The sequence below is a fragment of the Bacteroides sp. ET225 genome (assembly GCF_024733745.1).
Lineage (GTDB): Bacteria > Bacteroidota > Bacteroidia > Bacteroidales > Bacteroidaceae > Phocaeicola > Phocaeicola excrementipullorum.
The window spans coordinates 1-14346 of record NZ_JANRHN010000001.1 but is presented as its reverse complement, the minus strand read 5'-3'; the positions used below and the strand labels follow the sequence as shown (position 1 = coordinate 14346).

Annotated in this window: 13 protein-coding genes; 3 read left to right on the top strand and 10 right to left on the bottom strand. The window is 49.3% G+C overall.

Annotation, left to right across the window (positions count from 1 at the left end; genetic code table 11):
* Positions 1–164: 164 nt before the first annotated feature.
* From NW212_RS00065 to NW212_RS00030, 8 genes are all read right to left on the bottom strand, one after another.
* A complete protein-coding gene (locus NW212_RS00065; protein WP_258336632.1) occupies positions 165–1271 on the bottom strand; it encodes a sulfotransferase in 1107 nt (368 codons plus the stop codon).
* A 74-nt stretch (positions 1272–1345) separates the two neighbouring features.
* On the bottom strand, positions 1346–2791 hold the full coding sequence (gene cysN / locus NW212_RS00060) for a sulfate adenylyltransferase subunit CysN (protein WP_375337928.1): 1446 nt from the start codon (positions 2789–2791) through the stop codon (positions 1346–1348).
* 149 nt (positions 2792–2940) lie between these two features.
* Entirely contained in the window at positions 2941–3852 is a 912-nt protein-coding gene (cysD, locus tag NW212_RS00055; RefSeq protein ID WP_258336630.1) for a sulfate adenylyltransferase subunit CysD, read from the bottom strand.
* 10 nt (positions 3853–3862) lie between these two features.
* Positions 3863–4459 carry an adenylyl-sulfate kinase gene (gene cysC / locus NW212_RS00050; protein WP_258336629.1) on the bottom strand — a complete coding sequence of 199 codons (597 nt, stop codon included), beginning with the start codon at positions 4457–4459 and terminating at the stop codon, positions 3863–3865.
* 17 nt (positions 4460–4476) lie between these two features.
* Entirely contained in the window at positions 4477–6045 is a 1569-nt protein-coding gene (locus NW212_RS00045; protein ID WP_258336628.1) for an SLC13 family permease, read from the bottom strand.
* 18 nt (positions 6046–6063) lie between these two features.
* On the bottom strand, positions 6064–6909 hold the full coding sequence (cysQ, locus tag NW212_RS00040) for a 3'(2'),5'-bisphosphate nucleotidase CysQ (protein WP_258336627.1): 846 nt from the start codon (positions 6907–6909) through the stop codon (positions 6064–6066).
* A gap of 95 nt (positions 6910–7004) precedes the next feature.
* Positions 7005–8696: an amino acid permease gene (locus NW212_RS00035; protein WP_258336626.1), complete on the bottom strand. Its 1692-nt coding sequence runs from the start codon at positions 8694–8696 to the stop codon at positions 7005–7007.
* 271 nt (positions 8697–8967) lie between these two features.
* Complete coding sequence (locus NW212_RS00030; RefSeq protein WP_258336625.1) at positions 8968–9549, bottom strand: DUF3109 family protein; 582 nt, start codon at positions 9547–9549, stop codon at positions 8968–8970.
* A gap of 254 nt (positions 9550–9803) precedes the next feature.
* On the opposite strand from NW212_RS00030, the gene NW212_RS00025 reads away from it, so the two are divergent.
* From NW212_RS00025 to NW212_RS00015, 3 genes are read left to right on the top strand one after another with little or no spacing between them, the layout of a single operon-like run.
* Positions 9804–10487, top strand: coding sequence for a lipocalin family protein (locus NW212_RS00025; protein ID WP_258336624.1), 684 nt, complete (start codon positions 9804–9806; stop codon positions 10485–10487).
* A gap of 15 nt (positions 10488–10502) precedes the next feature.
* Entirely contained in the window at positions 10503–11294 is a 792-nt protein-coding gene (locus NW212_RS00020; RefSeq protein WP_258336623.1) for a copper resistance protein NlpE, read from the top strand.
* A 3-nt stretch (positions 11295–11297) separates the two neighbouring features.
* Positions 11298–11909 (top strand): ribonuclease HII, encoded by a 612-nt coding sequence (locus NW212_RS00015; RefSeq protein WP_258336622.1) that lies wholly within the window; start codon positions 11298–11300, stop codon positions 11907–11909.
* Between the two features lie 63 nt (positions 11910–11972).
* Here NW212_RS00015 and NW212_RS00010 read toward each other — a convergent pair whose 3' ends face one another.
* Both NW212_RS00010 and NW212_RS00005 read right to left on the bottom strand, forming a co-directional pair.
* Positions 11973–12713 carry a hypothetical protein gene (locus NW212_RS00010; RefSeq protein WP_258336621.1) on the bottom strand — a complete coding sequence of 247 codons (741 nt, stop codon included), beginning with the start codon at positions 12711–12713 and terminating at the stop codon, positions 11973–11975.
* Positions 12714–12941: 228 nt separating this feature from the next.
* A complete protein-coding gene (locus tag NW212_RS00005) occupies positions 12942–14195 on the bottom strand; it encodes a DUF3472 domain-containing protein (RefSeq protein WP_258336620.1) in 1254 nt (417 codons plus the stop codon).
* Positions 14196–14346 lie beyond the last annotated feature (151 nt).

Sequence of the window (14346 nt, the reverse complement as noted above, 5' to 3'; positions counted from 1 at the left end):
ATGGTTTGTGTGTTCCACACTGTGGAATATAAAAACAGCATTGTGGAATTGGGATTGTTGCAGGATAAATCAGATTTTCTTATGGAAGCGAATGGCCTTGATGCAAAAAACGCAGGAACATGGAGAAGCTTTTTTGCTCTCTTTGTTCCTGCGTTTCATTGCATTTACAGCTTATAGTCCCATTGCTCCAGGGCAAACGACCAGTTCTTTTCAACCAGTTCCACCGTTTCGGGCTTGTACTGGTATTTGTTTTTCTTGTAGCCTTTTTTCTTGTTTACATAGGCTTCGATGTCGGCCCGGGCTTCCTCGAAACCGGGAATCGAGAGTTTCCGGTAGATTTCCTGTGTCAGGTCGAAGGCGTCTTTTTCATAATCCTCAAAGCGGACTTCCACCAGATTGCCTTCGGGGATGAACTTCTTGTCGGCTTCGTATTTATGGTATAGCTTTGCATAGACCGACAAGATGTTGTCTTGCAGCTCCTGCGCGCTGATTTCCTGAAGCTGGAGCGGCTTGATGGTGTTTGTGAAGAAGCTTCGCGTTGACTCGAACACGGTGTAGGGATTGCGCATCAGGTAAATGAACTTTGCATTCGGGAACATCTTTACCAGCTCTTTTACGCGTCCGGTATGCGGCGGGTTCTTGCTTAGGAACTGGGTGCCGCGGGTGTTCCACAAAGATATTTTGATGAGTTTGGTGAACACTTCCTCAAACACCTTCAGTTCGGCATCCGAAATGTCGTCGAAAAGCAGGTATTTGTCAGCGTATTCCTGCATGTGTTTGGGAAGGAACCAGAAGTTGTAGTACGTGTACGGCATCATGTTGCAGAGCGCGAACTCTTCTTCTTGAGGCAGGTCTACAGCCAGTTCCATGTTGTCGGTGGGCCGCTTGTCCGGCATCAGCCAGCTCATGTTCTTTTTAAAGAACGGCTGCCCCCACATCATCAGATGCGGGAATACGGTCTGGTAAGTCGTGTTGTAGCCGAAATGCTTGTCGCACGAAAACACGTTGTGCATGAATGTTGTTCCGCTCCGCCAGTGTCCCAGGATAAACACCGGGTCGTGTTCGAGCGGTTTGTCGGCCAGCAGCTTTTCATATTTCTTGTCCTGCAATGGCTTCAAGACGGAAAGCAGGCGGCATACCGCTTTGGTCAGGCGGAATTTTCCTTTGTATGCCGGGTCAATCGTGCGTCCTTTGGTGATTTCGTTGAATGTTTTCCAGTCGGCTCCGACTAGTGTATTCACCGGCAGTTTGCTGAATTCTAGTAATCCCATGTCGTTCAGTTGATGGTTAACAGCGAAGACTGGAATAACGAATCTCCGCTATTAACTGTTGATTTTTTAATTGTTTATTTTTTGATTTCGATGGTGTATCCCTGTCGTCCCAGATCTTTCACGGCTGTTTCTATCGCTTCGTAATGTTCCGGACCGATACCCAGGCGCGGAAGGTCGAGCACCGGCACTTCCATGGTTGTATGCATGTCCTTGTCTTCTACCTTGCTGATGATCATGCCGGCTGCGCTCGTGTTGTTCGTAATCGGGTCGATGAGGATGAAAGCGCCCGTGGCCTTGTTTTCCGTATACGGGTCGAAGAACAGTTCTTTCGATGAAGTCAGCACAACGTGTGCGATCTGGTTGAGTTGCAGAGGCACGTCTTCTTTTTTGAGCTTTCCGTTTTCCACGCTCAGGTGGTCCATCGTGTTCACATCCACTTTATATTTGATGGAGTCTATGCGTGTGCGGCTCATATTGGTTGTCTGTTTCAGGAAGAAGGACTTTTCCATGTCCATTTTTTCTTCGTCCATCCATACGAGCATGGCCTCAAAGTTTCGTCCTACCATCGGCATGTTGTCCGGATGAACCAGCATGTCGCCTCGCGACACGTCAATTTCGTCCTCCAGAGTAAGTGTGACAGACATCGGCGGATAAGCGTAGTCGCATTCTCCGTCGGGCGAGTAGATGGCTTTCACGTGGGTTTTCTTTCCGGAAGGAAGTGCCACCACTTCATCTCCCTTGCGTACGATTCCCGAAGCTACCTTTGATGAGAATCCGCGGAAGTCGAGGTTCGGACGCAGTACATACTGCACCGGATAGCGGAAGTCTGTCAGGTTGTGGTCGTTTCCGATGTGTACGGTTTCGAGGAATTCCAGCAGCGAAGGGCCTTCGTACCAGGGTGTACGTTCAGATTTCTCTACCACATTGTCGCCGTCAAGCGCCGACAGAGGGATGCAAGTGACGTCGGGCACTCCCAATGGCGCGATGAAAGCCTTGTAGTCGGCTACAATATTGTCGAATACTTCCTTTGAGAAGTCCACCAGGTCCATCTTGTTGACAGCCAGCACCACATGTTTGATTCCCAGCAGAGAAACCAGGTATGTGTGCCGGCGGGTCTGGGTGATGACACCGGCGCGCGCATCTACCAGAATGATAGCCAGATTGGCGGTAGACCCTCCGGTAATCATGTTGCGTGTATACTGTTCGTGTCCCGGAGTGTCGGCAATGATGAACTTGCGGTTGTTGGTCGAGAAGTAGCGGTAAGCCACATCGATGGTGATTCCCTGTTCGCGTTCAGCCTTCAGTCCGTCGAGCAGCAGTGCGTAGTCGATATGCTCTCCAGCGTTTCCCACGCGTTTGCTGTCGCGTTCCAAAGCGTCGAGCTGGTCTTCATAAATTTTTTTGCTGTCGAAAAGCAGGCGGCCGATAAGGGTCGATTTGCCGTCGTCTACAGATCCGGCAGTCAGAAAGCGGAGCAAGTCCTTTTGCTCGTCTTTTTTCAGAAACTCCTCGATAGACATTTTACCTCTTGTTTCGCCTTCCATCGGGTTTCCTGATTTGGTCTTATCTAATTCTTCCATCATTTTTTCAATTAATAGTTAACTGTTGATAATTAAGAACGTATCGGCAGGCTGCTGCCCGTCATTCATCCTTGATTATTCATTGCTTGTCAGAAGTATCCTTCACGCTTCTTTTCTTCCATGCTGGCATCCTGGTCAAAGTCGATGACACGTGTTGTGCGTTCGCTCTTGGTGGTTGTCATCATCTCTTCCACGATTTTTTCGATTGTATCGGCTTCGCTTTCGATCGCTCCGGTCAGCGGCCAGCACCCGAGGGTGCGGAAACGGATCTTCTTCATTTCAATCTTGTCGCGGTACTTTTCCGGCAGACGGTCATCGTCGGGCATGATGAGTTGCCCGTCGATGTTTACGGTAGGCCGTTCCTTTGCAAAATACAGCGGTACAATCGGAATATTTTCCAGACGGATGTATTGCCATACATCCAGTTCTGTCCAGTTGCTCAGCGGGAACACGCGGATGCTTTCACCCTTGCGGATGCGCGTGTTGTACAAGTCCCACAGCTCCGGACGCTGGTTTTTCGGATCCCACTGGTGAAACTCGTTGCGGAACGAGAATATGCGTTCCTTGGCGCGTGACTTCTCTTCATCGCGTCGTGCGCCTCCGAAGGCCGCGTCAAACTTGTATTTGTCGAGTGCGTGCAGCAAGGCTTGTGTTTTCATCAGGTCTGTATGCACCTTGCTTCCGTGGGTAAACGGACCTACTCCGGCACGGAACGCTTCCATGTTGCTTTCCACAATCAGTTTCCATCCATGCTCCCTGGCATATTCGTCGCGGAACTTCAGCATTTCCTTGAATTTCCATTTCGAGTCGATATGCATCAGCGGAAACGGAGCTTTTCCCGGGGCAAATGCTTTTTCGGCCAGACGCACCATTACGGAAGAGTCTTTTCCGATGCTGTAGAGCATTACCGGGTTTTCAAAAGAGGCGGCCACTTCACGTATGATGTGGATAGACTCGGCTTCGAGTTCTTTCAAGTGGCTCAGGTTATATTCTTCTTGCATGATTGTATAGTTATATTTTAGTTACTTTCGGTAATATCAGTTCCAGGAGCCGGCCGACAGATTCTTCGATTGACAGTTTCGATGTGTCAAGCGAGAGAGCCGGGTGAAGCGGGGCTTCGAACGGTGCGGACACTCCTGTGAAATTCTTGATCTCTCCTTTGCGTGCCTTGGCATACAGGCCCTTTACGTCGCGCCGTTCGCATTCTTCGATCGGTGTGCTTACATAAATCTCTACGAAATCGTCTTTTCCGATGATGTCGGCCGCCATTTCACGCAAATCGTTGTTCGGGCTGATGAATGCAGCGATTGTAATGATGCCCGTATCAACGAACAGCTTTCCAACTTCCGCTATGCGCCGTATGTTTTCCGTGCGGTCTTCGGCCGAGAATCCCAGATTGTTGTTGATTCCGCTTCGGATGTTGTCGCCGTCAAGGATGCGGCAGAGCAAGTGCCGTTTTTGAAGTTCACGTTCCAGCGCAATGGCGATGGTGCTTTTTCCCGAACCGCTCAGTCCGGTGAACCAGATCATCAGTCCATGCTGTCCGAGCAGGTTTTCCTTGTCGGAACGGGTCAGCATCTTGTCGAATATAGGATAGATATGTTCCATAATCTTTTTGTTTTTTGTTAAGCCGGTACAAACGGCCAGATTAAAGGGATGAGTGAAACGGATATTATCATGACAATCAGGTCCATAGGAATACCGATTCTCATGAAATCCGTAAACTTATAGTTTCCGGCGCCTTGCACGATCAGGTTGGTCTGGTAGCCGATTGGAGTGGCGAACCCGGCTGATGCGGCTATGCAGATCGCGATAAAGAACGGCATCGGGTCTACTCCGAATTTCTGGGCTGTTTCCAGAGCCAGCGGGAAAGCAAGTGCGGCCGCTGCGTTATTGGTGATAAGTTCCGTGATAACCAGCGTGACAAAATAGAGCAAGGCCAGCGCTCCCCATGCTCCCAGCGAGCCGGCCACGTTTTTGATGAAGTTTGCAATCAGAGCGGCAAGTCCGGATTCTTCCATCGCCGCACTGATGGCAAAAGCGCAGGCGATTGTAATCAGAATGTCCCAGCTGATGTATTTGGTGTATTTCTTCGGAGGGAACATCTTGAGCCACGCCATGACAACCGCAGTGACGGCTGCAAAGAAAAACATGTCCATCTTTACGTTGGGAAAGCGTTCCTGAATGGCCGGAAGCTCGCCGATTGTAGCTCCGATGATCATGATGAGAAGCAGGGCCAGTGCAGTCCATTTCTTCCAGGACGGTACGGGGCGGGTAGGAATTTCCTTGCCGTTGGTCATCATCAAGAACACAGACGAGTCGCCCCAGGTCTTGGTGAAGTCATCATCGGCCAGCAAGACCAGCGTATCGCCTTGCTGCAGCCTTACTTCTCCCAAATTTTCGGTGATGATCTGTCCTCCCTGGCGTATTTCCTTGATTTCAGCTCCATACTTTCTTTTGAAGTCGAAGTTCTTCAGTTTTCGTTTCAGTCCCGGAAAGCGGGATGCCAGCACCACCTCCACGATGTGCTGTCCTTTTTCTACGGCTGCGTCTGCCTCTTCTTCCTCGAAGTTGTCGGGCCTTTCGGCAGGAAGCAGCTTCTTTGATGTCAGAATGATGAAAAGCAGTCCCACAACCGTGATGGGAATGCCGATGAAAGCCAAGTCAAACATCTTCAGTCCTCCAAGTCCCTTGTCGATCATCATTCCGTGTACAACCAGGTTCGTTGATGTGCCGATGAGCGTACACAAGCCTCCCAGGATGGTTGCATACGAGAGGGGAATCAGGAATTTCGTGCACGACAGGCCGATTTTCTTCGCCCAGTTTTTCACTATCGGAGCGAATATCACCACCACCGGCGTATTGTTCAGGAAAGCAGAGAATGCGCTCACTATGGGAAGAAGGCGGAGCTGGGCCTTAGTCACTGTCGTTTCCTTTTCGGGAAGGAGTTTCTTTACGATGGTGCTCAACGCGCCGCTCTGCCTTACGCCCTCGCTTACGAGAAACAGAAGGGCTACGGTTATCATTCCGCGGTTGCTGAATCCTGCTACCATCTGTTTGGGCGTAATAATTCCTGCTGCCATGAATACGACAACCAACGACAGCAGTACGATGCCCGGACGCATCTTGTCTAGGATAAGTGCTGTCAGCATTCCGATCAGTCCGAGCAGTACAAATATTATTTCAAAATTCATATTCTTTTATCAGATAGTTTATCGTTCGTCTGAATCTGTGCGGCGTTCCGTTGCGGGCAGCACGATGAACCATGGATTCAGCAGGTCTTCTTTGTTGTATTGGAGCGGCTTGTCGCTTCCGGCATTGTAGACTTCACCTCCTGCCGCGCGTACGATGGCATGTCCTGCCGCTGTGTCCCATTCCATTGTCGGGGCAAACCGCGGATAAGCGTCAGCCTTTCCTTCGGCTACCAGGCACAGCTTTAGTGAGCTGCCGCTCGAAACGGTTTCCACCTTGTCGTGCTTTTTGCTCATCTCGTCGATGTAGGCCTGCGTTTCCGGCGTGAGATGCGAGCGCGATGCCACGATGACAAAGTTGTCGTGTCTGTTTCCCGGTTCCGGCAGACGCCGGCAGTCTGCTATCAGGCTGTCAATGGTTGTCCCTTCTTTCAGTTCCTGGATATCTTCGGCCTTGTACGCTCCCCATTCCGTGTCCGCAAAATACAATTGCCGTTTTACGGGTACATAGATTACTCCTGCTTCGGGGCTTCCGTTTTTGACATAAGCGATGTTCACGGTAAATTCTCCGTTTCGCTTGATGAACTCTTTGGTTCCGTCCAGCGGGTCGACCACCCACAATTCATTCCACCTCATCCGTTCTTCCTGAGGCATTTTTTTCCCTTCCTCGCTCAATACTGGGTAGGGAGTGTCGGCCAGCATACTCGCAATCACTGCGTGTGACTTGCGGTCGGCGACGGTCAGCGGCGAGTTGTCTGCCTTCTTTTCTATTTCAAAATCAGCGTTCGGATCAGTGTAAACCCTCATGATTTCCGCCCCGGCTTTCAGGGCAGCCTGAATGGCAACGTATAAAATATTTTTATCCATAATACATAAATTGCTGTAAAATAACAGCTTTTTTAAAGATGGGATATAGCTTAAAAGTCGTTTTTTTTGTTCAAGTCTTTCTCCTATAACTTATTTTAAGGATTTGGCTCCGTTTTTGCGTTTTTGTCCGCGTTTTCATGTGCGTGCGAGTGCTTCCATATCCGCCACATATAAAAGGCGCAGTGGGCAAAGGCGAACACGAATGAAACGGTGAGCAATGTCTTGTCTTCCTGCCATCCCACGGTTTGCTGGTGCCACAGTCCTGTGATGACGCTCAGTACCGACAGAACCAGCCCGAGCACGTTCAGCACGATGTCGCCCTGACGGTGAGCTTTCCCATGTTCGAGCTTGCTGTGCCTGATGCCGTAACATGCGTATACGTCCAGTCCCACAAGCATCCACAAGACGAGTCGGATCCACGTGTCGGCGGGCAGGAAGCACATCATGCAGAGGCAGGTGAGTATGCCCATAATCGGGACGAAAGGCACGAAAGGTGTCTTGAAAGCCCGGTGGATGTCGGGCATGGTTTTGCGTACCACCAGAATGGCGGCGCACACCAGGGTGAAAGCCAGCAAGGTGCCGATGCTTGTCATTTCTCCGGCCACTTCTGCCGGAACAAACCCGGCGAGCAGGCTGACCAGCACCATGAAAAGGCAGTTGCTGTGGACGGGCGTGCGGTATTTTTCGTTGATTCTTGAGAAGAAAGGCGGAAGCAGTCCGTCGCGGCTCATGCTCAGGAATACCCGGCTTTGGCCGAGCAGGGTGACCATGATTACCGAACAGTAGCCGAAAAGGATGGCAAGTATGATTGCCTTGTTCAGCCACGGATAGACGGGCTGGACAACGCCGGCTGCATCCGGATAGCCCATCTTCTCGATAGCTACGGCAACCGGAGCGATTCCCACCTGGCCTTCAAACTCCGTATAATGCGCCACGCCGGTCATCACATGGGCGAAAAGTGTATATAATATGGTGCAGATGAGCAGCGATACCAGAATCCCGATCGGCATGTCGCGTTTCGGGTTTTTGGTTTCTTGTGCTGCGGTGCTCACCGCGTCAAATCCCAGAAAGGCGAAAAAGACAATGGCTGCACCTCTGAGTATGCCTGAGATGCCGAACTCTCCCAGCTTTCCTGTGTTCTCGGGAATGTATGGGATATAGTTGTCGGTTTGTATGAATTTCCATCCCAATATCACGAAAATCAGGATGACGGCTATTTTCAGGAACACGATGAGGCCGTTAAAGAACGAGCTCCCCGCCGTTCCTCTCATCAGAATGATGCTCATCAGCACTACGATGACCATGGCGGGGATGTTGATGATGCCTCCGTCCCATGGACAAGCTGTCAGGGCGTGAGGGAATTCGATGCCGATGCCCTGGCAGAACACCGTAAGGTACCGGCTCCAACTGATGCTTACTGTAGTTGCCGCAACGGTATATTCCAGCACAAGATCCCATCCGATAATCCATGCGATAAGTTCGCCCATCGTGGCATACGAATACGTATAGGCACTTCCGGCCACGGGAATCATGGAGGCGAACTCGGCATAGCACAGTCCGGCAAAGCAGCAGCCGATGGCCGCTATGATGAATGACAGGGTGATGGCAGGGCCTGAATAGCTTGCCGCAACGGTTCCGGTGATGGAGAACAGTCCGGCTCCGATGATTACTCCTACTCCCAAGGCTACCAGGCTGACAGGTCCGAGCACTCTTTTCAACGTTTTCGACCCGGTTTCGGCAGCTTCATCTTGCAGTGACTCTATGCTTTTTCGAATGAATAATCCCATTTTTTCGGTTGTATTTTGCGTTTTTTTGAATAGAACAGGCTGCAAAGATAGTGTATTCTTCTGAATATCCGCACTTTCTGAAGAGGGTTTTCCGAGTATAAAACTCCGGATGTGCGGTTCGGATTCTTTATCTCCAGCCTGGAGATATACATCTCCAGTTTAGAGATGCATGTCTTTAGGCTGGGGATATATGTCTTTAACCTGAAGGTCAAGATTTCGGCAGTCCGCCTTTGCCTTTATACGGAAGGGGGGGGCGGAAAGTTGGGGCGAATCAGAGCATGTGCTGTTTGTCCAGTTCTTCTGCCACGAGTTCCAGTTCGGCATACCAGTCTTTGCCGAATTTGCGTATCAACGGCTCTTTCAGAAACTTGTAGATGGGCAGGTTTTCTTTTTTTCCGAGGAGCACGGCTGCCTTGCATACATCCCATCGGTGGTAGTTGACGGCTTTGAACGGGCCGCAGTTGTCGATCCGGATGGGGTAGAGGTGGCATGAAACCGGTTTGTAGAAGTCGCACTTCCCTTCTCTGAAAGCTTTTTCTATGGCACAGAAGCAGCATCCCTTTTCGTCATAGCATGTAAATACGCAGTCTTTCCCGTTCACGATAGAGGTTACTAGGTCGCCTTCTTCGTCGGTGTAGACAACTCCTTGTTTTTCGATGACGGCTTTTGCTTCCGGCGAGAGAAGCTCCCATACTGCCGGAAGGCATTCTTCCAGTTTCTTCACTTCGTCTTCTTCCACAGGGGCGCCTGCATCTCCTTCTATGCAGCATTCTCCCTTGCATGCTTCCAGGTTGCACAAAAACTTTTCGCGGAATACATCCAAACTTACTATTACATCGTCAATCTGTATCATATCTGCATTGCTGTCTGTTTTTACGCCGCAAAATTATGAAAAAACGTTGGAATAACCTTGCCGCATTTTCCGATAAGTTTATGCGGTTGAAAAGGGACACAGGCTGCTGCCTGGCGGAAGGCGCATATTTCTGGCGGTTTTATGTTATTCTTTCTAAATTCGTCCGTAATTGCACTGGTTTTTGTATATTTGTAAGTATGTCCATTCTGTAAAGACATGGCGAAAACCGAATGATTTTATTATAGAAACCAGTTATGAGAACAAACAGAAGCTTATGGGCTGCGGCAAGCGGGCTTGTTGTGGCAGCGGCATTGGTTGCTTGCACGTCTGATGCAAGCATCGAAGGGGAATGGGTAGAGCCTGTTCCCGGCATGGAAAACTGCATGCAGGGTATTTCGTTGCAGGCAGGCGGCAAAGCGTCGTCGGTCAACATGGCGACCTTGCAGTATGAATCCTGGAAACGCGAAGGCAGTCACCTTGTCCTTTCCGGGAAAAGCATCGGAAACGGACTGACTATTCCTTTTTCTGACACGCTGTTGGTGGAGAAGCTGACACAAGACAGTCTGATTCTGAAAAAAGGGACGCTTGTGCTGAGATACTCCAGAAGCGAAGGGAAACAGAGCGGGGATACGGTGCCTATGGCCGAACTGGTTCCGGCAAAGAAACCCAGTTTCCAGACAGAAGGCACGCTGGTATTTTCTCATGAAGTCCGTTCGTTTGTTCCGGCCGGAGATTCTGTTTCTTATTGGGTGACAGACAAGACAGGCGATCTGGCCCGAAAGTATGATGAACTGACGAAAGGCGTTAAGAACGGAACTCCGGTATACGCTGAACTGGAGGTGGTTGACATGGGCAAATCGGACGAAGGATTTGCGGAATCTTATGCGAGTGTGTATCACGTGGTAGATGTGAAAAAAATGTCTTTGAAGAAAGAATAAACGGTGTTGTTGAGGATGAAAAAAGAAATTTTGCTGACGGTTTCCTGCGCCTTTTTCGGGAGTTGCGGATACTTTTCCCGCTCTGCGGATGATAAAGGGATGGTGGAAGATACGGTTGCAAGCAGGGCGGTTCCGTCGCGGGGAAACGCTCCCGGGGCAGAACTGATCCGTTTGTTCAAGTCCGGAATCAGAACGGAGGCGGTGGACGGTAGCAGACGTGCTGTCTACATCGTGTTCAGTCCTGACTCATCGAAGGCGGAACTGTTCGGCCCGGCACAGGGCAAGCCGGAAATGTTGGACCGCCGCACGCTCCCTTCCGGCGGACACGTATGGAATGTGGAAGACGATGATACAAAGAATGTGCGTTATGCAGACGGCTGCTGGACCGTCAGCCAAAGAGGAAAGCTTTTGTTCAGGCAGTCTGCAAGCGACAATGACGCAAGCCTGGGTCCATGGGAAGATTCTTCTTACGAAGGCGTGCTTCCTGCCGCCGATTGTCCGGGCATCAGATATCAGCTGGACATACGCAGCCGCAAGCATAGCGGGGATGGGACGTTTCTGCTCCGGCTCACCTATCTTGAGGCTGAAAACGGCAAGGATGCCGTTTATACGTATGTCGGCAGACGCTATACGCAGCGTGGCATTCCGTCTGACAAGGATGCCGTTGTATGGCAGCTGGTGGCCGACCGGGACGAAGACGTTTATAATTTCCTGTGTGACAAAGATGCGCAGACTTTGACTTTGCTGAACCGTGATTTTGAGAAAAACGAGTCTGGGCTGAACTATTCTTTAACGAAAATCAGATGAAGTATGCTGCTGCCTTATTTGCATAAAGATTTGATAGAAGCCGGCTGTGATGAGGCCGGACGCGGCTGTCTGGCGGGTGCCGTATTCGCTGCTGCCGTCATTCTGCCTGCGGACTTCCGGAACGAAATGCTCAACGATTCGAAAAAGCTGACGGAGAAGCAGCGCTATGAGTTGCGCAAGGTGGTCGAGGCGGAAGCGCTGGCTTGGGCTGTGGGTGTGGTTGAACCGGCTGAGATTGATGCAATCAACATCCTTAATGCCTCATTTCTCGCCATGCACCGGGCTGTCGGCCAGTTGAAGATGCGTCCCCAGCACTTGTTGGTCGACGGCAACCGTTTTACTCCTTATCCCGGCATTCCGCATACAACGGTTGTGAAGGGCGACGGAAAGTATCTTTCCATTGCGGCGGCTTCCATTTTGGCAAAGACGTACCGTGACGATTACATGAACCGTTTGGCAGCGGAGTATCCGGCTTATGGCTGGAAAAAGAACAAGGGGTATCCTACGAAGAAGCACCGGGAAGCCATTAAGGCATATGGTACAACGCCTTACCATCGCATGTCGTTCAATCTGCTGGGTGACGGACAGCTCTCTTTTGACTTCGGCGAAGAATGAGGCAATAAAAAATGGATGCGCCATAGCACTGGAAACATGCTTTGGCGCATTTTTTTCAGCTGATTATTCCGGTGAGATGATGCGGAGCAGCGTTTTGCTTTGTTTCAGGTAGCCTTTCTTGTCTGCCGTTTCTTCCTTTACCAGACCGATGCCTTCGGCGTACCATTGGGTGACATAGACAGTCCGGGGAAGGTAGAGGATGTTTTTCCGGAGCTTGTATGATACTTTCAGACAGTTGAATGCCCCTGCCGGGACGGTTACCTTCTCAAATCCTTCGTACCTGCCTTTGCTGACTTCGAGCCCGGCTTTCATGAAACTTGCCTTTATGGTGAATTTTCCCGAAGGAATCTTTTCTCCTTCCGTAATGTCTTTCCGTAAGGGGATTGTAATTGCTCCCTTGTGGTTTCCGGCTGTTCTTTCCAGTTCCTCAGGATCGAATGGCATGCCTTTCTCCTGAGGTGCCAGCTCTTTCTGAAGTGTCTGCATCGTTTCAACTCCCCAGTTTTCATCGATGATGATTCGCTCTGTGGTCTTGTCTGTTCCGTAAGCGAACTTTATCGTACTGTTGTCATCAAAAATCGAATCTTTTCCTCTTGTTTTCGGGTTGCATAGCGTCTGCTCCACAAGTGTTTTTCTGTCTTGTGTCCTGACTGCGGAGATTAGGGTCGTGTCGATACGGGTTTCGTTTGCCTGCCGGTCTGAATTGATATACAGCAGAGCAGTTCCTTTTTCTGTATTGCAGTATTGCGCTTGGGCCGCCAAAGCGAAGAAAGCGATAGCAAAAGTTAGGCATGTCTTTTTCATGGTATGCAGTATTTTACGAAACAAAGAAACAAAAAAGCCGACGAACTCACAATGTTCTATGTATGATTCTATTGACTGATTTTATGCTATTTAATGAATATTCCTTCGTGCTATTGCCCGACCACTGAAAACAATGGCCGAGCAATTTCTTTATGTATTCCCAAAGCATTTTTATCGGACAGCAATATTTCACTATATCCGAATTCTTGCCATCATAGCAGAATTTGTTTACAGTTGCTGCAATGCATCCCAGTCAATTTCCGGCTCTTTGCCTGTTGGCTTGCAATGAAACTTTGTTCCCATTGGAACGGATTCATTAAAGAAACCTCCCATTTTCAGATAAAACCGATTGTCTTTAGTATAGCCCCCTTGATAATCGAGGCGGACTTGGGCACTTGCCGTTGCGTCGTGTGTAAAAGTTGCTTCAGTGAGCCGGGTCCATTTGCCTTCTTTGCTGCGTGCCCATTGATTTCCGAATAACACTTTGCGTGACAAATATCCTTGTTCTGGATTAAAATTCTCAAGGAAGCTATGAGGATGTTTATACCACGTGCTGGTCTGGGGGCGTAAAAAGCTTGCAATTAATCTCCATTTTTTTTCATCTGTTGCATAGAAATAGGCCGTATAGGTTGTGTTGCCCTTTCCGTCCGGTCTTACTTGCATCAGAAACTTGTATGTCTGACCGGCTTTCCAGGGATATTTCAAATAGCTTTGTCCTCCTGACCCTTCGTTGCCAAATTCACCGATATGTACATCTTTGCCTTGTCGAAGCAATTTAATCTTTTGTTCATCAGGGATTTCTTTGGGATCCTGCGTGTCAAAGGGACTCCATACGGAGAAAAGGATACGGCGTTCTGTCGGGGAGTTGTATTGCATTCCGAAATAGCCTTCCCCGAATCCGGCTGCCATGTAGTAGCTATGCATTGTTTCACCTTCTTTGGGCACTGTAATTTCATTGTAGAACCATTCGGTATCGCCTTCTGGCAGCGTATATGCCAAATGAACGGAAGGGCCACGGCGCCCCCAATAGTCAGAGAAATCTTTTACGTAATTACTTTTTCCCGTAACATTGTCTGCTATTAATTGTTTGATTTCTCCGAAATTATCGTCACGCTTGGAGATTCCTTGTAAGTCGATGCGGACATATCCAACTTGTTGTATATTGACACTTCCTACAGGAACTTTTGTGTAGTCATCTGATTGTAAATTGACTTTAAAGCTATTCTTCCCATAACTGACTTTGATTTCAGAATGTCCTTTGGCATATAATGACAAATCAGCTGTCGTGGGTTGATGCAGATAAAAATAAATGCTAATGATTGTGTTAGGATTTGTCCAATGCGCAATTCCTTTTTCTGTAATTTGCGCACCATCTTGCTGGCGGGTTATATAGCCATTGCCGGAAAATCCGACAGCAAGTTGTTGGGACTGTGCAAATACACTTGTGCATAGCAGTAATGCAAGTAAATACAATTTCTTCATATGAATATTATTTTAATTTTGCATATATATAAAAGCCTGTCGCTTAAATTTTCCGATTAAGTATTTTTATCCGCCCCTTTTTGAGCTTGTTTCCGGTCTGTTTCCCCGCTTTCACTCGTCAGACAGCCTGCTTTCATCCTCGTAAAAACTG

What these genes read in the sequence shown, in the direction of transcription:
- NW212_RS00065 (WP_258336632.1), bottom strand. Translation starts at nt 1,271, where the DNA reads ATGGGATTACTAGAATTCAGCAAACTGCCGGTGAATACACTAGTCGGA.
- cysN (WP_375337928.1), bottom strand. Translation starts at nt 2,791, where the DNA reads ATGTCTATCGAGGAGTTTCTGAAAAAAGACGAGCAAAAGGACTTGCTC.
- NW212_RS00005 (WP_258336620.1), bottom strand. Translation starts at nt 14,195, where the DNA reads ATGAAGAAATTGTATTTACTTGCATTACTGCTATGCACAAGTGTATTT.
- NW212_RS00025 (WP_258336624.1), top strand. Translation starts at nt 9,804, where the DNA reads ATGAGAACAAACAGAAGCTTATGGGCTGCGGCAAGCGGGCTTGTTGTG.
- cysC (WP_258336629.1), bottom strand. Translation starts at nt 4,459, where the DNA reads ATGGAACATATCTATCCTATATTCGACAAGATGCTGACCCGTTCCGAC.
- cysQ (WP_258336627.1), bottom strand. Translation starts at nt 6,909, where the DNA reads ATGGATAAAAATATTTTATACGTTGCCATTCAGGCTGCCCTGAAAGCC.
- NW212_RS00010 (WP_258336621.1), bottom strand. Translation starts at nt 12,713, where the DNA reads ATGAAAAAGACATGCCTAACTTTTGCTATCGCTTTCTTCGCTTTGGCG.
- NW212_RS00020 (WP_258336623.1), top strand. Translation starts at nt 10,503, where the DNA reads ATGAAAAAAGAAATTTTGCTGACGGTTTCCTGCGCCTTTTTCGGGAGT.
- NW212_RS00015 (WP_258336622.1), top strand. Translation starts at nt 11,298, where the DNA reads ATGCTGCTGCCTTATTTGCATAAAGATTTGATAGAAGCCGGCTGTGAT.
- cysD (WP_258336630.1), bottom strand. Translation starts at nt 3,852, where the DNA reads ATGCAAGAAGAATATAACCTGAGCCACTTGAAAGAACTCGAAGCCGAG.
- NW212_RS00045 (WP_258336628.1), bottom strand. Translation starts at nt 6,045, where the DNA reads ATGAATTTTGAAATAATATTTGTACTGCTCGGACTGATCGGAATGCTG.
- NW212_RS00030 (WP_258336625.1), bottom strand. Translation starts at nt 9,549, where the DNA reads ATGATACAGATTGACGATGTAATAGTAAGTTTGGATGTATTCCGCGAA.
- NW212_RS00035 (WP_258336626.1), bottom strand. Translation starts at nt 8,696, where the DNA reads ATGGGATTATTCATTCGAAAAAGCATAGAGTCACTGCAAGATGAAGCT.